This window comes from Polaromonas sp. P1_H6, assembly GCF_056405195.1.
In genome coordinates this window covers 1-16,984 of the sequence record NZ_JBFUCN010000039.1, presented here as the reverse complement: position 1 = coordinate 16,984, position 16,984 = coordinate 1, and the positions used below count along the sequence as shown (strand labels likewise).

Annotated in this window: 18 protein-coding genes; 5 read left to right on the top strand and 13 right to left on the bottom strand. The window is 65.4% G+C overall.

The features are described 5' to 3' along the window. Positions 1 to 14 precede the first annotated feature (14 nt). Both pncB and AC1D1F_RS23060 read right to left on the bottom strand, forming a co-directional pair. Positions 15 to 1,208 (bottom strand): nicotinate phosphoribosyltransferase, encoded by a 1,194-nt coding sequence (gene pncB, locus AC1D1F_RS23065; protein WP_477676142.1) that lies wholly within the window; start codon positions 1,206 to 1,208, stop codon positions 15 to 17. 30 nt (positions 1,209 to 1,238) lie between these two features. Next, entirely contained in the window at positions 1,239 to 2,102 is an 864-nt protein-coding gene (locus AC1D1F_RS23060; RefSeq protein WP_477676143.1) for a cysteine hydrolase family protein, read from the bottom strand. 151 nt (positions 2,103 to 2,253) lie between these two features. On the opposite strand from AC1D1F_RS23060, the gene AC1D1F_RS23055 reads away from it, so the two are divergent. The 4 genes from AC1D1F_RS23055 (at position 2,254) to AC1D1F_RS23040 (ending at position 5,865) form a co-directional block, all read left to right on the top strand. Next, the gene (locus AC1D1F_RS23055; RefSeq protein WP_477676144.1) at positions 2,254 to 2,970 is read left to right on the top strand and encodes an NUDIX hydrolase; all 717 of its coding nucleotides are present in this window, start codon (positions 2,254 to 2,256) and stop codon (positions 2,968 to 2,970) included. 235 nt (positions 2,971 to 3,205) lie between these two features. Continuing rightward, positions 3,206 to 3,739 carry a thioredoxin family protein gene (locus tag AC1D1F_RS23050; protein ID WP_477676145.1) on the top strand — a complete coding sequence of 178 codons (534 nt, stop codon included), beginning with the start codon at positions 3,206 to 3,208 and terminating at the stop codon, positions 3,737 to 3,739. Between the two features lie 63 nt (positions 3,740 to 3,802). Further along, positions 3,803 to 4,543 carry a response regulator gene (locus AC1D1F_RS23045; protein ID WP_477676146.1) on the top strand — a complete coding sequence of 247 codons (741 nt, stop codon included), beginning with the start codon at positions 3,803 to 3,805 and terminating at the stop codon, positions 4,541 to 4,543. Continuing rightward, positions 4,540 to 5,865, top strand: coding sequence for an ATP-binding protein (locus AC1D1F_RS23040; protein ID WP_477676147.1), 1,326 nt, complete (start codon positions 4,540 to 4,542; stop codon positions 5,863 to 5,865). Before AC1D1F_RS23045 ends, AC1D1F_RS23040 begins: the two co-directional genes overlap by 4 nt. A gap of 80 nt (positions 5,866 to 5,945) precedes the next feature. On the opposite strand, the gene AC1D1F_RS23035 is transcribed toward AC1D1F_RS23040, so the two are convergent. The 11 genes from AC1D1F_RS23035 to AC1D1F_RS22985 form a co-directional block, all read right to left on the bottom strand. Beyond that, a complete protein-coding gene (locus AC1D1F_RS23035) occupies positions 5,946 to 6,371 on the bottom strand; it encodes an organic hydroperoxide resistance protein (RefSeq protein ID WP_477696935.1) in 426 nt (141 codons plus the stop codon). 300 nt (positions 6,372 to 6,671) lie between these two features. Continuing rightward, positions 6,672 to 8,423 (bottom strand): cytochrome c biogenesis protein DipZ, encoded by a 1,752-nt coding sequence (locus tag AC1D1F_RS23030; protein WP_477676148.1) that lies wholly within the window; start codon positions 8,421 to 8,423, stop codon positions 6,672 to 6,674. Between the two features lie 150 nt (positions 8,424 to 8,573). Beyond that, positions 8,574 to 9,074, bottom strand: a complete 501-nt coding sequence (locus tag AC1D1F_RS23025) for a hypothetical protein (RefSeq protein ID WP_477676149.1) — start codon at positions 9,072 to 9,074, stop codon at positions 8,574 to 8,576. 238 nt (positions 9,075 to 9,312) lie between these two features. Then, positions 9,313 to 10,119: a hypothetical protein gene (locus AC1D1F_RS23020; protein WP_477676150.1), complete on the bottom strand. Its 807-nt coding sequence runs from the start codon at positions 10,117 to 10,119 to the stop codon at positions 9,313 to 9,315. 61 nt (positions 10,120 to 10,180) lie between these two features. Continuing rightward, complete coding sequence (locus tag AC1D1F_RS23015; protein ID WP_477676151.1) at positions 10,181 to 10,738, bottom strand: hypothetical protein; 558 nt, start codon at positions 10,736 to 10,738, stop codon at positions 10,181 to 10,183. A gap of 47 nt (positions 10,739 to 10,785) precedes the next feature. Then, on the bottom strand, positions 10,786 to 12,126 hold the full coding sequence (locus AC1D1F_RS23010; protein WP_477676152.1) for a hypothetical protein: 1,341 nt from the start codon (positions 12,124 to 12,126) through the stop codon (positions 10,786 to 10,788). Positions 12,127 to 12,165: 39 nt separating this feature from the next. Continuing rightward, positions 12,166 to 13,725, bottom strand: a complete 1,560-nt coding sequence (locus AC1D1F_RS23005) for a hypothetical protein (protein WP_477676153.1) — start codon at positions 13,723 to 13,725, stop codon at positions 12,166 to 12,168. A 75-nt stretch (positions 13,726 to 13,800) separates the two neighbouring features. Next, the gene (locus AC1D1F_RS23000; protein ID WP_477676154.1) at positions 13,801 to 14,592 is read right to left on the bottom strand and encodes a hypothetical protein; all 792 of its coding nucleotides are present in this window, start codon (positions 14,590 to 14,592) and stop codon (positions 13,801 to 13,803) included. A 92-nt stretch (positions 14,593 to 14,684) separates the two neighbouring features. Further along, positions 14,685 to 15,008: a hypothetical protein gene (locus AC1D1F_RS22995; RefSeq protein ID WP_477676155.1), complete on the bottom strand. Its 324-nt coding sequence runs from the start codon at positions 15,006 to 15,008 to the stop codon at positions 14,685 to 14,687. A 41-nt stretch (positions 15,009 to 15,049) separates the two neighbouring features. Continuing rightward, a complete protein-coding gene (locus tag AC1D1F_RS22990; protein WP_477676156.1) occupies positions 15,050 to 15,892 on the bottom strand; it encodes a hypothetical protein in 843 nt (280 codons plus the stop codon). Positions 15,893 to 16,026: 134 nt separating this feature from the next. Then, entirely contained in the window at positions 16,027 to 16,461 is a 435-nt protein-coding gene (locus AC1D1F_RS22985; protein WP_477676157.1) for a globin family protein, read from the bottom strand. 65 nt (positions 16,462 to 16,526) lie between these two features. Between AC1D1F_RS22985 and AC1D1F_RS22980 the strand changes: the two genes are divergently transcribed. Then, the gene (locus AC1D1F_RS22980) at positions 16,527 to 16,949 is read left to right on the top strand and encodes a hypothetical protein (RefSeq protein ID WP_477700851.1); all 423 of its coding nucleotides are present in this window, start codon (positions 16,527 to 16,529) and stop codon (positions 16,947 to 16,949) included. The last annotated feature ends 35 nt before the right edge of the window (positions 16,950 to 16,984 follow it).

Sequence of the window (16,984 nt, the reverse complement as noted above, 5' to 3'; positions counted from 1 at the left end):
CGGTCCTCAAGCCCTTAAGTTGAAGCGGGGAAACGGAAGACCTGGCGCAAATAGGCCAGGAAGGTCTGGTCGTTGCACAAGGTCTTGCCCGGGCTGTCCGACAGCTTGGCCACGGGCCTGGCATTGGCGCCGGTGAGCTTCATCACGATGTTCAGCGGTACCAGCCCGACGTCGTTGGTCAGGTTGGTGCCTATGCCGAAGCCGGTCTGGGTGCGCGCGGCAAAGGCACGGTAAAGCTTGAGCGCGGTCGGCACGTCCAGCCCGTCCGAAAACACCAGGCGCTTGTTCTGCGGGTCGACGCGCAGCTTGGCATAGTGGGCCAGGGCCTTCTCGCCCCAGACAAACGGGTCGCCCGAATCATGGCGCAGCCCGTCGAACAGTTTGGCGAAGTAGAGGTCGAAGTCCGCCAGGAAGGCGTCCATGCCGACCACATCGGTCAGCGCCACACCGAGGTCGCCGCGGTACTCCTGCACCCAGTCCTCGAGCGCGGCGCGCTGGAAGTCGCGCAAGGTCATGCCCAGCGCCTGGTAGGTCTGCAGGTATTCGTGGGCCATGGTGCCTATGGGCACCAGGCTCAGTTCCTTGGCCAGCAGCACGTTGGAAGTGCCTTTGAAGTACTGCGGTATTTCGCGCTTGAGGGTGGTGACCACCTCGGTCTGCCAGTCGCGCGAGAAGCGGCGCCGCACGCCGAAGTCGAAGAACTCAAAGGGATTGCGCAGCGCGGGTTCTTTCTCGAAGGCGCGCAGCATGTCTATCTTGTCCTGCAGGCGCTTGCGCCCTTCCGCCAAAGCGGTGGCCTGGTCGGAGCGGCGGAAGTACAGCTCGTTGACGATGGCCAGCACAAAGATCTCGAAGGCCATGATGTGCACCTGCGGGCCCACGGCCTTGATCACCAGCGTGGGGCCGTCGGCCGTCGCCTTGATGAACTCGCGCTGGAATTCAAAGATGCACAGGAAGTCCACAAAGTCGCTCTTGATGAAGCGAAGGCCACGCAGGTAGGCCAGTTCCTCGGGCTGGAAGCGCAGGGTGCAAAGATGGTCGAGTTGCACATTGACCTCCGCCAGCAGCTCGCTCAAGGGGTAGCCCGGCTGGTTGCGGCAGACAAATGTGTATTCGGCTTCGGTCTGCGGATGCCTGTGCAGCATGGTCTGCCACATGGTGAACTTGTAGAGGTCGGTGTCTAGCAGGCTTTGGATGATGGGTTGCATAGTGGCTTTGTGATGAAGATAGAACGTCGCTCAGGCGTTGGCTTGCAGGGCTTTCAGGATTTCCGCGCTGGTCGACAGCACGGCGCCGCGATGGGCCATGTCGTCCAGGAAGGCCTGGTGCTGGGCTTCAAAACCGCCGACCGGGCTCATGCAGTCGGTCAGCAGCAGCACCTTGCCGGTCTTGCCGGAGGGCAGGTTTTCCACGATGTGCTCGGTGGTCGCTTTCACGCAGTGGCTGCTGGCCTCGCCGGCGATGATGAGCAGGTCCGCCTGGTCCAGCGACGCGATCAGGGCCGTGTTGAGCTGCGTCGCGGGGTCTTCTTCATCCGGCACCTCGGCCTGCATGGCGCTGTAGTGTTCCGTCCAGGGGTTGCTGCCCTTGCCGATCTTTTGCACCATGGCCAGGCGGCTGTCTTCCCAGGCGTTGTAGGCGGCCTTCACGGCGGGGTGAACGTTGTGGCCCCAGCTACCGATTTCGCAGTGCACCGGCCAGACCATCAGGGTGTAGCGCCCGCGCCGCTCGAGTTCGTCGATGTAGGCCAGCGCTCTGGGCAGCATGGCCGCATCTTTGGGCAGGTAGTCGCCCTTGCGCACCTGCGCCGCCGTGATCGGTGTGAAGGGCCCGACGGCCGCACCGGCGTCGGTCTTCCAGAAGGTCGGGTGGGCAATGTCAAACCTGTGGTGGGAGTCCAGGGTCACGCCGATCGCCGAGATGCCTGCAGAGCCTTCACGAATCAGCGTAGCCAGGCGCAGCATGTCGGCATGCGCGCCCGCCACCGGCAAGGCCGGCGATGTGGCTTTCCCCGTCACCGGGTCGACGGGCAGCCAGCCGGCCGGCAGGTCGCAAAAGTCATTTTGCGGGTCGATGATCAAAAGCTGGATGTTTTTCTTCATGCTGTCCTCCGTTGAGATGGCTCTGTTGAGATTGATTAACTGCACTGCCGCCGATTCTGCTGGATTACCTTATAGGTTGTACTAAACAACCTATTTATAAGTTGCATAATACAACTTAATTCAAGTTTGTCAAACAGGAGCCGGAAAAAACATGGCGACCAAACCCAAACACCTGGACTTTGAAAAACCGCTGACCACGGTCGACGTGGTGATCTTCAGCGTGCTGGACGAGCAATTGCAGGTCCTGCTGGTCAAGCGGCCCACCGGTCATCAAGAACCTTTTCCCGATGCCTGGGCCCTGCCCGGCGGCTTTGTGGATGTGGACAAGGACGACTCGCTCGAGGCCTGCGCCAGGCGCAAGCTGCTCGACAAGACAAGCGTCAGGAGCCCCTACCTGGAGCAGTTGGGCAGCTGGGGCGGCAAGACGCGCGATCCGCGCGGCTGGTCGGCCACGCACGCCTACTTCGCACTGCTGCCCGCCGACGCCGTGAAGCTGGTGCAGGACGAGGCCAGGCCGGCCAGATGGCATCCCGTGGCCGAGCTGTCGCCCCGCAAGCGGCTGGCCTTCGACCACGGCGACATCCTGCAGGCCGCGCTGGAGCGACTGCGAAGCAAGGTGGAATACACCTCGCTCCCGGCCTTCCTCCTGCCCGAGCCCTTCACGCTTCCGCAGTTGCAGAAGATGTATGAGGTGGTGCTGGGCCGGCCCATCGACAAAAGCGGTTTCCGCACCCGTGCGCTGGCGGCGGACTTTTTGAAGGAAGACGGCTTGCTGGACGTCGGCTCACCCCGGCCAGCCATGGGCTATCGCCTCAAAGACAGGAGCGCGGTGATGTATTTCCCGAGGACTTTTAGTCCGCGCAGTTAAGCGAAAGCACAAGCGAGCAAACAAAACCCACCGCGCCTCCGCACTCGTTCGCGCTTCTTCGCGCCGCTTCGTGGGCTTTTTGTATTCCACTGTATCCACCCCTCCCCGCGATACCCGGCCTTACGCAGCGCCCTGCGCACGACACACCGGGGATACCTCAGGGCCTTCCAATGCCTGCATGGGCCGGCGACTTCCTCCGTCGCCGCCTGTCACCCCCACCTTGAAGGACCTGACCATGAACGCTCGCCGCCAATTTCTGGCCACCGCCGCTGTCGCCACAGCCGCCGCCTGTGCCACGCCCTATGCCTCGGCTTTCTTTTCACTGGGGCGCACGCCCACCGCGGCGCCGGAGTTCGCCGGCATAGACAGCTGGCTCAATTCGTCGCCGCTGCGCATGGCGGACCTGCGGGGCCAGGTGGTGCTGGTCGACTTCTGGACCTACACCTGCATCAACTGCCTGAACCACCTGCCGTCCGTGAAGTCCTGGCATGAGAAATATAAGGACAAAGGCCTGGTGACGGTCGGCGTACACACGCCCGAGTTCGCGTACGAAAAATCGACCAAGAACGTGCGGGAGGCGATGGAGCGCCTGGGCGTCAAACATGCGGTAGCCCAGGACAACAGCTACGCCACCTGGCGCGCCTTCAGCAACAACTACTGGCCCGCCGTCTACCTCGTCGACAAAAAAGGCATGATCGTCTACAGCCATTTCGGCGAGGGACGTTATGCCGAAACCGAAAAGACCATCCAGGCCTTGCTGGCCCAGTGAAGCGGCCTTCCCCCAGGGCCCTGGCGCAAAATGCCGGGGTGACGAATTTTCCAGGACGCAGCCATGCAGCAGCCAGACCACATCCTCATCGTTGACGACGACCGCGAAATCCGGGAGCTGCTGGGCAGCTACCTCGAAAAAAACGGCCTGCGCGTGACCAAGGTGGAGTCGGGCCGCCACATGCGTGCCGCGCTCGAGGATGTGGCGGTGGACCTGATCGTGCTCGACCTGATGCTGCCCGGCGAGGACGGCCTGACGCTGTGCCGCGACCTGCGCGCCGGCAAGTACAAAACCATTCCCATCCTGATGCTGACCGCGCGCAACGAGGAGGCCGACCGCATCCTGGGCCTGGAGATGGGCGCCGACGACTACCTGGCCAAGCCTTTCGCGGCGCGCGAGCTGCTGGCGCGCATACGTTCGGTGCTGCGCCGTACGCGCATGCTGCCGCCCAACCTGCAGGTCGATGAACCATCCCACCTGCTGTCTTTCGGCGACTGGCAGCTCGACACCACGGGCCGCCACCTGCTGGACGCCAGCGGCACGCTGGTGCCGCTCAGCGGCGCCGAGTACCGCCTGCTGCGCGTCTTCCTGGACCACCCGCAGCGCGTGCTGAATCGCGACCAGTTGCTGAACCTCACGCAGGGGCGCGACGCCGAATTGTTCGAGCGCTCCATCGACCTGCTGGTCAGCCGCTTGCGCCAGCGCCTGGGGGATGGCGCGCGCGAGCAGCGCTACATCAAGACGGTGCGCAGCGAAGGCTATGTGTTCAGCGCCGCGGTGCAGGGCCGGCCGGAGGCTGCATGAGCCTTATGTCGAGCTGGCCCCGCTGGCCGCGAAGCCTGTTCGCGCGCCTGATGCTGATCCTGCTGCTGGGCATCCTCGCCGCCCAGGCCATGTCCTACCTGCTGGTGATGTATGAGCGCGGCATGGTGGGCCGCGATCTGATGCTGGACAACCTCGAAAAAGACATCACCAGTTCCGTCGCCATCCTGGACCGGGTGCCGGCGGCCGAACGCGCGGCCTGGCTACCGCTGATAGACCGCAAAAATTACCGCTACCAGCTGGACGGCGGCATCACCGAGCAAGGCGGCGACAACGAGATCGTGGCGCGCGTCAGCGCATCGATCGCCAATGCGGTGGACAAACGCTACGGCACCACCGTCAATGCCATCGCCGGCGACCCCAAGCGCGTGCACATCCACCTGCGCTTGAGCGACGGCGCGCCGCTGACCATCAACCTCTGGGCCGCGGCCACGCCGATCTCGCCCTGGCTGCCGGCGCTGATGCTGCTGCAGCTGTCGCTGCTGGCCGTCTGCGCCTTCTTCGCGGTGCGCATCGCCACCCAGCCGCTGCGCCGGCTGGCCCATGCGGCCGATGCGCTGGGCCCCGACCTCAAGGGCACGGCCCTGCCCGAGGGCGGCCCGACCGAGGTGGCGCGCGCCTCCAGCGCCTTCAATGCGATGCAGCGGCGCATTGCCGGCTACCTGGCCGAGCGCACGCAGATCCTGGCCGCGATTTCGCACGACCTGCAGACGCCGATCACGCGCATGCGCCTGCGCACCGACCTGATGGACGACGAGGCGCAGCGCGACAAGCTGCAGCACGACCTCGATGAGATGGTGGCCCTGGTGCGCGAGGCGCTGACCTATGCGCGCAGCCTGCACGGCGCCGACGAGGCCCCGCGCAGGGTGGACCTCGACGCCCTGCTGGACACGTTGCGCTGCGATTACGAAGACGCCGGCAAATCCATCACGGTGAGTGGCCAAATCGGCCACCCGGTGATGAGCCGGCCGCTGGCGCTGCGCCGCATCCTGACCAATCTCAGCGACAACGCGCTCAAGTTCGGCACCGAGGTCGAGCTGGCCGTGCGCGTCGATGCCGATGAGGGCATCGAGATCTGTGTGCTGGACCGCGGCCCCGGCATCCCCGAGTCCGAGCTCGAGGCCGTGCTGCAGCCCTTTTACCGCGTGGAGAGTTCGCGCAACCGCGACACCGGCGGCACCGGCCTGGGCCTGGCCATCGCGCAGCAACTGGCCGCTTCCATAGGCGCGCGCCTGAGCCTGGCCAACCGTCCCGGCGGCGGCCTGGTGGCTCGGCTGGTGATGCCGGCGCCGGCCGCGGAGTAAGGCGCACAAAAAAGCCGGCCTGCCCGATTGATCGGGCAGGCCGGCTTTGGTTTATGTCGGCTCTGCGAACTCTACGGGACTCAGGCCAGGTTGACCTCGACATCGATATTGCCGCGCGTGGCCTTGGAATAAGGGCACAACTGGTGGGCGGCATCGACGATGACGCGCGCCGTCGCGGCGTCCAGGCCGGGCAGGCTCACGTTCAGGCGCGCCTGCAGGAAAAAGGCCTCGCCGGCAGTACCCAGGTCCACTTCAGCATCGACCGCCACACCGGCCGGCAGCGTGACTTTCTGCGTGGCGGCGGCGCGGCCCATGGCGCCAATGAAGCAGGCCGACCAGCCGGCGGCGAACAGCTGCTCGGGGTTGGTGCCCGCGCCCGCGCTGCCGGGTGGCGACAGCTTGATGTCCAGGCGGCCGTCGGCGCTGCGGGATTCGCCCTTGCGCCCGCCGGTGGTGCGGGTCTTGCCTGTGTACAGGACTTTGTCGAGGAGGTTGATGGCGGTCATGGTGTTTTCCTTTTTAAGCAATTGAAGAAGTTGAAAAATGCATCGCTCGCGAAGCACAAGATGAATTACAAAGGGGCGGCGTATCCCCGGTATCTCGGGAACGCAATGTTCTGTACGCACAAAGCAGCTGGACACACTGCGGTACAAATCCCCGATCGATCAGCCCCGCCCGCGGCCCGTGCGCCAAACCACCGCCGGGCGGGAGCTGATGCACTGGCAGCTCAGCGGGTTACGCAGCTCATGCGCGAAACCGCCCGCCAGAAAGGCCAAGGCCATCCAGAGTTTTTTCATGGGAGCGACTCACCCAAAGGTAAAGGCATACACCTGCGCGCCGGGATCGAGAAACTCGATCTCGAACAGGTGGTCGCCCGCCGAGGCCGGCAGCCTCACCAGCTGGTACAGGCGGTGCGCATCGATCACGCCGCTGCCGTCAGCGGCGATATCCGTGCCCCGGCCCTTGCCTGGCGGCTGGCCGTCAATCCGCACACGAAAGCGCACGGGCGCCGCGCCGGCTTCGCGCCCCAGCACCAGGTGCAGGTCACGCGCGCGAAAGCGGTAGGCCAGGCGCGCACCGGCTTGCGCCGCGACGGCGCGCTCGGCCTCCACCGTCCACTCGCCGCCCAGCGTCCAGCGGTTCAGCCTGACTCTGGTGGCTGGCTCGTAGCCATGCCGGCGATCGGGCTGGAGGCCGCCCTCGGGTACAAAGTTGGCGGCACGCTCATGGCCCACATAGGTCTCGCCGGACATCACCCGGTCGCCGGGCGCGGCCTGCACACCTTCGCCCTGCACGGTCACCAACCCATCGCCGCGCGCGCCCTTGCCGTTCTCGGCCAGCAGCTTCTGGATCAGGCGTTCGGACGCCTCGTACTGCCCTTCGCCGACCACCTGGTGGCGCACCCTGCCCTGGGCGTCGACAAAATACAGCGCCGGCCAGGACTGGTTCTCGAAGCCGCGCCAGACGGCATGGTTGCTGTCGATGGCGACGGGATAGTTGATGCCCAGGTCCTTGACGGCCAGTCGCACATGGCCTTCATTTTTTTCAAACGCGAACTCCGGCGAATGCACACCGACGACGACCAGGCCGGCCTCCCGGTATTTGTCGGCCCAGGCCCGGATGTAGGGCAAGGTGCGCAGGCAGTTGATGCACGAATAAGTCCAGAAATCGACCAGCACCACCTTGCCGCGCAGGTCCGCACCGGCCAGCGGTGGCGTATTGATCCAGCCGGTCGCGCCGGCCAGCGGCGCGAAAGTGCTGTCGTTCCAGGCAGCGGGCGTGGCGGCATCGGGCGAAGTCATCTGCGCTTCCTGGGGCTCCCTTGCTTGAAACGTGTTGATCAGTGTTTGTTCAATCTTCGAGGTGCTGCCCAAGGACAGCCTGCTCAGCAGCCCGGTGTCCAGCCCGGTGGCGATCAGCGCCACACCGGCCAGCACCGCCGCGCCCATGCCGCGTCGCGCCCATTGGCTGATGCCCAGCGAACGCCGCAGCAGCGCATACACACGCCCGCCGGCCAGCAGCGACAAGGCCAGCGAGGTCGCCGCGCCGCCCGCATAAGCCAGCAGCAGCAAGGAGGTGCCCGCGTTCGCACCCTGGATGGCCGCACCCGTGAGGATCAGGCCCAGTACCGGCCCCGCGCACGGCGCCCACAGCAAACCTGTGGCCGCACCGAGCAGCAGCGACGAGAGCAACGAAGGATCGCCCGATGCGCCACCTTCGCCGCCTTCACTGGAAGAGGCCAGACGCGCGCCCAGCGCCACCAACGGCCTCGACAGCCAGTCGGCAAAACCCGGAAACATCAGCGTCAACGCGAACGCGGCCAGCAGCCCCAGCGCCGCGAGGCGGCCGTATTCATTGGCCTGCACCGCCCAGCCGCCACCCACTGCTGCCAGCGTGGCCACCGCCGTGAAGGACAGCGCCATGCCCAACAGCAAGGGCAGGCCGTTGCGCAGGAAGGGCCTGCCGGCACGTGCCAGCACAAAAGGCAACACGGGAAGAATGCAGGGGCTGACGATGGTCAGCACACCGGCGGCAAAGGCAAGGAGGAGGAAAGTCATGGTCTGGCGGGTTCAGGAGTGGGCACCTCCGTGATTGAACCGCCCTTGCGTATCCCCACCATGTCGCCCCGGCCGCCTTATGGCATGCGGCTGTATCCGCGGCCGGCCCGGATACACAGACATACAAAACCCTCTGAAACCGTTCACCGTCTAAGGCTTGACCGTCAGCCCGGGCTTGCTGGAAGACATGGTGTTGGCGTTGGCATTGGTGTTGCCCGGCGCGCTGACGCCCTGCGGCGCCGGGTTGATGACCTTGACGACAACCGTGGTGGCGGGCCCGCTGCTTTTGCAAGTGCCGACCGGCGTTGCGCTCGCCGTGTAGTTCTTGAACGCGTCGTAAGACGACATCGAGCCCGTGCCGTAGACATAGACGGCGTTGAAAGGCAGCTCGCCTTCAACGTCCACGGCGTAACCGTCACCGCCGCTGAGCTTGAGCTTGCAGTGGCCGCTGCCTTCGAACTTGAAGCCCAGCGCCTTGCCCGCGACGACTTCGCTCGCGGTGGCCTTGAAGGTCGTGAACATGCCGGGCGCGGAGACGACCAGCTTGGGAACGGCGGGCGCGGTGCGTGCTGCCGGTGCCGGCTGGGCCAGCGCGGCACCGGCGGCGACCAGGCACAGCAAGGTGGCAGCCAGTATGTGTTGTGTGTTCATGGGTGAATCCTTACCGGGTGATGAGTGAGTCGAAAGTTCCGTGCGGCGCTTTGCCTTGCACGGATATGAGTCGGCGTAAAGAGGCCTAAGGTTCAAGCCTGTGCTTCCGCACAAAAAACTTACCCTCAGTTGCTGTGGGCTACCCTGTGGATAAAGTCCGGCGACCGTCCTGAAAGCCGCACCGGTACTGGCGTGCCAGCGGATGCCCAAAAATTGACCACCCGGCGGCCTTATCTTTCTAGGGGCTTTTGCGGGCCGTGGGCACCAAAAGCAGCGGACCCTTGGGAAGCACCAGGCCGCTGGCCGCCGCCTTGTCCGCCGCGGCCTTGTCGGCGGCGGCTTTGGCATCGGCCTTGGCGGCATCCGCCACGCAGCTGTGCTCCGCCTTGACGCGTTCGGCGGCATCGACGATGGCGGGCCTGGCGCAGTTGCGCGCCGCATCGGCCGCGCTGAAGTTCATCTGCTGCAAGGCGTCGCCGGCGCTGATGCAGACCCTGATCTTGTCCAGCGGGTTTTCAATGCGCGAAGGCCCGGCCCCGACACCGGCGCCCGAGGGCGGGCACCAGTTCATCGTGGCCTGCTGCGGCAGGCAGCTGTCGAGTGCCGCCTGGCCCGGCAGCGCCGGCTGGGGAATGTTGCGGTACACCATCTGCTGGGTGTGCTGGGGTTCGCTCAAAAATCCGGGCGACACATGGGCCCAGGAAATCAGGTGCGAGAGCTTCGCATACTGGTCGCAGGCGTTGTTGCAGCTCGCGCCCAGCGCGCCCGGGGGAATCGCCGCGGACGCCAGCACCTGGCCGCTGACGGCCTTGTCCTTGAGCAGTTGCGTGTGCAGCTTCTGGCTGGCCAGGTTGGCCAGGGCCGTCATGCACTGGCCCCTGAAAAAATCCTCGCTGACCGGAATGCCGCTGCCGGCCGGGGGCGGCGTCGCCACGCCGCTGCCGGTGCCGGGCGGAGGGGTCCCGCCTTGTGTGCTGCCGCCCTGGGCCAGGGCCGCGCCGCAGGCGGCCACCAGGGCCAGCGCGGTGATCAGTGATTTATACATGGGTGTGCCTTGCTGCTTGCGCGGTTTGCTTCCGGGTTTGCTTGCGGGTTTGCTTGCACGCTTATTTGGCGATGGCATCGCCCACCACCACCATGGTGCCGTCGCCCGCAATGCCGGTGTTGTTGCCGCCAGAGATCACGCCGCAGGCTTCGCGCTCGGCCTGCGTGGTGCTGGGCCCGCCTTCGGTCATGGAGATCCGCACCTGGTAGGTGCCCGGCTCCAGCAGGAAGGTCGCGACGCGCGGCCAGGCGCCCGTGCCGTATTGCACCGGGCCCTTCTTGAAGTAGGCGTTGCCGTTCTGGCCTATCAGCACCGTGGTCGCGCACTGGGTTTCCAGGCCGGTGCCGAAGACCTTGACGGTCAGCGGCGTGCCCGGCTTGACCTGGGTGGGCGACTGGACCTGGGTGATCTTGGTGTGCGGCACCGTGATGTTGGGTTGGGTGGTGGCGGCCACCGGCGGCGGCAGTCCCTGTAGGCTGGGGCCGGCGGCGCCGGCGGGCGCGGGGGTCGCCGCCGGCTGCGATGCGCGCGGCGCGTGCACCGCCGCATCACCTTTGGCATGGGCCATCAGGGGAAGGACGCAGGCCAGCAGGCCGGCGGAAAGGAGTTTTTTGTTCATGGTGGTCTTTCGTGAAGGGTGAAGAAGGGTGCGCGCGCCGCCCGGGGTCAGTTGTCGACGCAGTTCGGGTCTATCTGCTGGCCGTTTTTCTTGGCGCAGGGTTTCGCGGGAACAGCCGGCTTGGGTTTGGGCGGTGTGGCCACCACCGGCACGGCAGGCTTGGGAGCGGGCAACACCAGCACCGGATTGAACTGGATAGGTTCGGTCACCGTGACCTTGGGATTGAGGATGCCGCAGGCGCTGGCGCCGTTGTCCTTGACGTACAGCGTGTAGCTGCCGCCCTTGGTGTACTTGACCTTGACCGGCCATTTGAAATTGTTGTAGGGGCTGAAGTTGACCGCGCCGACGCTGATGATGTTCAGGTTGTCGCCCAGGGCGACCGACACGTTCTGGCAGATGCCGCTGCCGGCGAGTTCCAGCGTGATCTCCTGGTTGACCGCGGCGGTCGAGGTGGCCGGCGTGACGCCGGTGAACTTGGCTTGCACCGGGTAGGTGTAGACCACGACCTGGGCCTGGCCCAGGCATTTGAAGCCGTCGGCCGCGGCCACCTTGACGGTCTGGTTGCCGCCGTTCGGGTAGTTGTGGCTGGCGTTCAGCGGGAAGTTGCCCGACACCGGTTCGGGCGAGGAGCCATCACCCCAATTGACGAAAGCGCGCTCGCAGGCGCCGCCGGGGCTGCCGTTGACCATGATCTTGGCCCCGGTCTTCTCGGGGTTGGCATAAGCCACCTGCATGCCCGTGATCTTGCTCATCGCGGTGGCATCCTGCACCGTCGTGTTGAACTGGGAAACGGCGCTGCCGTAGCAGGTGGCGCCAGTCGCCTTCACGCTCTGTTTGTAAACGCCGGCCTGCGCATAGACATGGGAGGTCTTGATCGGGAAACCGCCCGAAATCTGCTGCGCGGGCGTGCCGTCGCCGAAGTCCAGCGCGGCGCCGTCGCAGCTCCTGTAGTCGACGCCGCCGACCAGGATGTTGACCGGCTTGCCTTGCGCAACGATATTGGTTTCCGCGTTGACGCTGCCGATGCGGCTGGCGTTGACCTGGACGTTGAAGGTCTTGGACGGGCCCTCGCAACGCGAATTAAAAATGCCCTGCCCAACAATCATCGTGAAGCCCTCACTGATAGGGCCCATGGCCGTCGAGGGTACAAAACTCAGCTTGCCGTTCTGGACCTGCCCTCCCCCCTCCATGGAGAACGCGGAAACGTTGGAGGAGATCTTGACCATGCAGGAGGGATCGGTCACACCGGTGAAGCTCAGCGTGATGGGCTCACCCATTTTTGGCGTCAGCGTGTCGATCTGGATGTCGGTGTAGTTGGATCCCGCCGCATGGGCATGCGCCCCCAGGGCAATTGCCATCACGGCGGTGAAGAGTTTGGCTTTATTCATGGTGTTCTGTCGGTTTCTGGAGTTTTAAAAATTGGATGCTCACGGCGCCACGGTGAAGAAGACCTGGCCGCTGCCGGCGATCGGTGCGATTTCGCAGCGGATCTCGCCGGGCGCCATCGCCTCGTTGCCGGGCTGGCTGATGACGGTCCACTTGCCGGCCGGCAGGGTCTGGCCCAGGTTGTTGAGGTCCCAATCGAGGCTCTGGGTCTTGGCCGCGAAGACGACGTCGTCGCTGAGGTTGATGAAAGGCAGCTTGCGCACCCTGAAGACAAAGCTGCAGTTGTCGCCCTGGACTTTCAGCGTCGACGGAATCGGCTCGCCGGGCGCATAGGTCGCCTTGGCCACCGAGAGGGCCATGATCACGCCCTTCTTGGGCTTGGGCGGCATCACGGCGGCGGGCGTCGGCACCAGCTCGAGCTTGGGCGTGCCCAGGCAGCCCTTGTTGTCGACCTTGTCCTCGTTGTCCTGCACGGTCTCGATCAGCACGTTCTTGGCGCCCTGCTTGGGCACCGTCATGAGGCCCTTGCCCGCGCCCAGCACGTTCTTTTCATAGACCATGGCCTGCTCCTTGAAGATGCTCATCTCGGGCAGGGTCCAGGCGCGCACGTGGTATTTGCAGGAGGCGTCGCCGGCGCCGTGCACGGTGATGTCCCAGGAGTCGAGTTTTTCAACCGCGGTGACCTTGGAGATGAAGGAGCCGTAGTTGGGCGCCGGGCCGGTCACAGGCGGCGCGTCGCCGCCTATCTTCTGGCGCTTGATTTCAAAGTCGGCCGATGCGCTGCCCGCGCAGTGGCTCTCGACGTCGGTGCGCGCCTTGACCGTCACGCGGAACTTTCCCTGGTTGGTGAAAGTGAGCGTGCCGGGATTGAACTCGGTCGACGCCGCCGTCGTGAAGCCGCCGTTGAGCGACTGGCTCATCAACTCGACATTGAGCGCGTCGGGACCGGTGTTGAGCGTCGTGACGCTGAAGTTCAGCAGGCAGTTGCTGTCGGGCTTGTCCAGGAAGATGGTCGAGTACAGCGACACCGTGCCGGGGCTGTACAGGTTGCCGCCGCGCAGCACCACCTGCTGGACCTTGGCCTTGAGGTTCACGGGCACCATGCCCTGGATTGCGGCCTGCGCGGCGGGCGCCATCACGGCCGCCGCGGCGTTGGCCGCGCCCGGCTTGGGCGCTGGCGCGTGCGGCAGCCCGTCTTCAATCGTCAGCGTGGTGGAGGCCGAGCCCAGGCAGGCCACCAGGCCGTTGTGCGCGACGCCGGTCAGCGAGACCGTGTACTTGCCGGGCTTGGTGTACTGGCGCATGCGGCCCACCGCGTCCATCGGGTATTTGATGGGCACCATTTCCGATGCCGTGCCGTCGCTGTATTCGAGCTTGGCATTGCAGGCGAAATTGACGTTCTTGTCGGGGCCGTAATAGGCCACGCCCATCATGTGCTTGATCTGCAGGACCTGGCCCGGCGCGGTGAGCTTGGGCGGATTGGTGGTGGTGGAGACGCCGTTGAGCGTGGAACTCGCGCCGCTCAGCGTTCCCGCCTGTGCCAGGGGAGCGGCCAGCAGCGCCAGCGCGCCCGCGGCAGCCAGGATGTTCAGGGTTTTCATGGTGTTTTTCTCCGGGTTGAAACCGCATGCATCCGGGCTGCACGAAGCGCTGTGGCGAAAGGAAAGGAAAAGGGCTTACTCGACCGTGAAGGTCTTGGGGCCGGCATCCGGTCCCAGGGTGCAGGAGTCGTAGTCGGCGTTCGACGGCGTGATGATCACCGAGTAGGTGCCGGACGCGTAGGTGTGCTGCTCGTCGGAGCCCGGTTGTATCGCGCCGGCGCCGGTCTTCTTGCTGGTGCCGTCGCCGAAGTTCAGGATGTAGCTGCAGGCCGAGTTGGGCGCGGTGCCCACCCACTTGGTGCTGATCAGGCGCACCTTGGGGTTGAGCATGGGCGTCACGACCAGCTTGGTCATCATGGACGGCGGCAGCGGCGTCGGCGGGTTGACCTTGATGCTGACCGAGATCGGCGCATCGCTCACGCAGGGGTTGCCGCCGTAGCTTTTGGGCAGGACCACCGCCGTGAAGGTACCGGCTTGCGAGAAGGTCTTGTTGATGGTGCTCCACTGGCCGTTGTCGGCCAGCATGTTGTCGAACTTCGTGCCGTCACCCCAGGTGACCGTGCCGCCGCAGATCTTGCCGGCGCCCAGGTTGATGCCGTCGAACTTCATCGCGACGGATTCGCCGACCTTGATTTCGGCCTTCAGGAACTTGGCCGACACCAGCTTGGTGACGGGGGCCGGGGGAGGAGGAGGAGGTGGTGGTGGCGGCGTGGTCAGCACGGGCTTGACGACGGCGGTGGGCAAAGGCGTGGGCAGGGTGCGCGTGGGCGCCTTGCCGTCCGCCGCGGCGGGCTTGTCGGTGGCAAAGGCCTGCATGCTGAGGCCGAGCACCGCAAGGGCAGCCAGCGAAAGAAGGGAACGGTTCATGGTGTGTGTGTCCTGGTAAAGAGTGGAGTGAGGGCCTGGCGCCTGTTGAGTCGCGACGGGCCGGCGCGAGGTTCAATCCCGCGCGGAAAAATTCAGGGCGCCATGCCCGCGGCGGGCGGGTAGGGATTCGGGAAGGCCGCAAGGGCCTGCACCGCCGCCTTCATTTCGGCGGCCTCCTTGCCGTCAGCAGCGCCTGGCGCCGTGGCGGCGCCCGTCAGTGGCCCGGCCACCGGAAGCCGGGCCGGTGCCGCCGCGCGGGCGATGCCGTAGCCGACCAGGGCGGCGCACAGCAGCGCGGCGCAGAAGGCCGCGGCCAGGGTGCCCAGCGTGCGCGACACGCGGCGTGCCAGGCTGCGGGTCGGAATGGCATGCGGGCGTCGCGCCGCATGGACTTGCAGGGGAATGGTTCTGATCATGGGAAGGCTCCTGGGTGTCGGGTGCAAGGCTTTCGGCCCGATCAATACGCCGGCTTGAGATTGGCGCGGCAGCCCATGCGGTTCCAGCTTTCCTTGTAGTAAGTCGTGCCCCACTGCCAGTCGGGCGTGGACTTGGGGCACTTGACCATGGGCTGGGGGATGGAGTTGAAGCTCAGTTCGCCGTTGCCCGAACCGTGCGTCCAGCCATCGGGTGCGGCCACAGGCACTTTGGGCGTGCAGGTCAGCTGGCCGGTCTGCTGGTTGCGGTTGTTGGCATAGCCGTCGGGGCAGGTGGCATCGGACTTGACGCAATAGGCCTCACCCTTGGAGACGTCCACGCCGTTGGTGTATTTGGTGTAAGGCGTCGGGCAGGTCATGGCTTCGGACATCGTGATGGCGCCCATCGCGATCACCGGCGCCTGCGGCTGCAGGGCACCCATGCCCATGCCGGCCGCGGGCTTGCCGGCGGGAGCGGGAGCCGCCGGCGTTGCTGGCGTGGCCGGTGCCGCAGGCGCCGGCTTGTCCTTGACGACCACGGTGATCTTGGCTTCGCCGCCGCACTTGGGATTGAGCGAAGGGCTGCCCATGGCCGTGACCGTGTAGGTGCCGGCCTTGGAGAGGGTCTTGTCCATCACGCCGCCGCCCGCCGGCTGGTTGTTGACGAGCGCGTTGTCCGAAGGCTCATAAGGGCCGCCGGCGTACACAAAACGCGCGCCGCAAGCGCCGCTGCCGCTGGTGGTGACCTTGTATTTGACCGACTCGCCGGCGACCGGGTTGGCCGGCACGGCAGTCAGGCCGGTGATGGTGCCGACCGCGTGGGCCGTGCCGCACAGCGTGACGAGGGAGGCCAGGCAGAGCGCATATTTTTTCAAGGAGGTTTTCATGGAGGGACTCGCAATAAAAGAAAAAGAAGAAGTGAAGGGATCACCGGGCACGCGGCGCCGGCGCGACATGTATGAGTCGCCTGGTCCGCCTGCGCGGTTCAATGGCGATGGCGTTTTTTTGCGCGGCGGAAAAATCAGGCCGCGGCCGGATGGTGCGAGCGCGCCTCGACAGCGCCTGCCTGCATCACGCCGGCCAGCATCTCGTAGGCGGCGGTCCAGGCCTCACGGACGGCGGGCGTGAATTTGTCGCCCAGCCCCTGCTCCAGCGTCCACAGCAAGGCGCTGCCGACGGTGGCGTAGTGCGCATCGCGCACACCGTACTTGACGTGGCGCGCGCCGAGCTGGCGCACCACGGGCACCATGGTGTCGAGCTGGGTCAGGCCGTTGACGGCGGAGTTGAGCATCGCCATCAGCATGCGGCCCTGGTGCGCCAGGTCGCCCTTGAACATGGGGCGCAGCGAGGGATCGAGGACAAAAAGGCGGGTGTAAAAAAGCTCGGCGGCCGCCGGCGCGATGGGGCGCACATCGGCAAAGGTGGATTGCACCAGGTTGATTTGCTCTGAGTTCATGGCTTGATTTCCTTGTTTTCCATGTAAATGGTCTTGATCGACATGCACCTTGTTATCCAAGATGCGTGCCAGAACATTTATCCAATGAAATCAATGACTTGGAGAAAACCGGCGGCGGCCGGCTGTCGGGATTCGCCGACAGCTTTCAGGGGCCGGGAAGAAAACACCAAGGAGATCATGGGGCTGGGTTGTCTGCGCGGGCAGACAAGTTGCGCCCCGGGACTTGTGACTACTTGCTGCCGCGCCTGAATGCGCAGATCCATGGCCGGGTCTTGCGCCGGTTTGCGCGCCTGTGCCCTTTGCTTGGGCTTGCTGGCCGGGGGTCGCCCGGCATGCGACTCACTTTTTTTGCTTCGCCAAAAAAAGTAAGCAAAAAAAGGCGACCCGCAGTCTGGGTCCCTACGCTTCGCTACGGGCAACCTGCGGTGCTCGACTACGGCGGGGTCTCGCGCAAACTCGCCTTCGGCTCAAACAAGCGCGATCCCTGATCCGCCTACGTCTGCGCTCCTCGGCCCAGCCAGGA

Coding starts and splice junctions, on each gene's coding strand:
- pncB (WP_477676142.1), bottom strand. CDS start 1,208: ATGCAACCCATCATCCAAAGCCTGCTAGACACCGACCTCTACAAGTTC.
- AC1D1F_RS23060 (WP_477676143.1), bottom strand. CDS start 2,102: ATGAAGAAAAACATCCAGCTTTTGATCATCGACCCGCAAAATGACTTT.
- AC1D1F_RS23055 (WP_477676144.1), top strand. CDS start 2,254: ATGGCGACCAAACCCAAACACCTGGACTTTGAAAAACCGCTGACCACG.
- AC1D1F_RS23050 (WP_477676145.1), top strand. CDS start 3,206: ATGAACGCTCGCCGCCAATTTCTGGCCACCGCCGCTGTCGCCACAGCC.
- AC1D1F_RS23045 (WP_477676146.1), top strand. CDS start 3,803: ATGCAGCAGCCAGACCACATCCTCATCGTTGACGACGACCGCGAAATC.
- AC1D1F_RS23040 (WP_477676147.1), top strand. CDS start 4,540: ATGAGCCTTATGTCGAGCTGGCCCCGCTGGCCGCGAAGCCTGTTCGCG.
- AC1D1F_RS23035 (WP_477696935.1), bottom strand. CDS start 6,371: ATGACCGCCATCAACCTCCTCGACAAAGTCCTGTACACAGGCAAGACC.
- AC1D1F_RS23030 (WP_477676148.1), bottom strand. CDS start 8,423: ATGACTTTCCTCCTCCTTGCCTTTGCCGCCGGTGTGCTGACCATCGTC.
- AC1D1F_RS23025 (WP_477676149.1), bottom strand. CDS start 9,074: ATGAACACACAACACATACTGGCTGCCACCTTGCTGTGCCTGGTCGCC.
- AC1D1F_RS23020 (WP_477676150.1), bottom strand. CDS start 10,119: ATGTATAAATCACTGATCACCGCGCTGGCCCTGGTGGCCGCCTGCGGC.
- AC1D1F_RS23015 (WP_477676151.1), bottom strand. CDS start 10,738: ATGAACAAAAAACTCCTTTCCGCCGGCCTGCTGGCCTGCGTCCTTCCC.
- AC1D1F_RS23010 (WP_477676152.1), bottom strand. CDS start 12,126: ATGAATAAAGCCAAACTCTTCACCGCCGTGATGGCAATTGCCCTGGGG.
- AC1D1F_RS23005 (WP_477676153.1), bottom strand. CDS start 13,725: ATGAAAACCCTGAACATCCTGGCTGCCGCGGGCGCGCTGGCGCTGCTG.
- AC1D1F_RS23000 (WP_477676154.1), bottom strand. CDS start 14,592: ATGAACCGTTCCCTTCTTTCGCTGGCTGCCCTTGCGGTGCTCGGCCTC.
- AC1D1F_RS22995 (WP_477676155.1), bottom strand. CDS start 15,008: ATGATCAGAACCATTCCCCTGCAAGTCCATGCGGCGCGACGCCCGCAT.
- AC1D1F_RS22990 (WP_477676156.1), bottom strand. CDS start 15,892: ATGAAAACCTCCTTGAAAAAATATGCGCTCTGCCTGGCCTCCCTCGTC.
- AC1D1F_RS22985 (WP_477676157.1), bottom strand. CDS start 16,461: ATGAACTCAGAGCAAATCAACCTGGTGCAATCCACCTTTGCCGATGTG.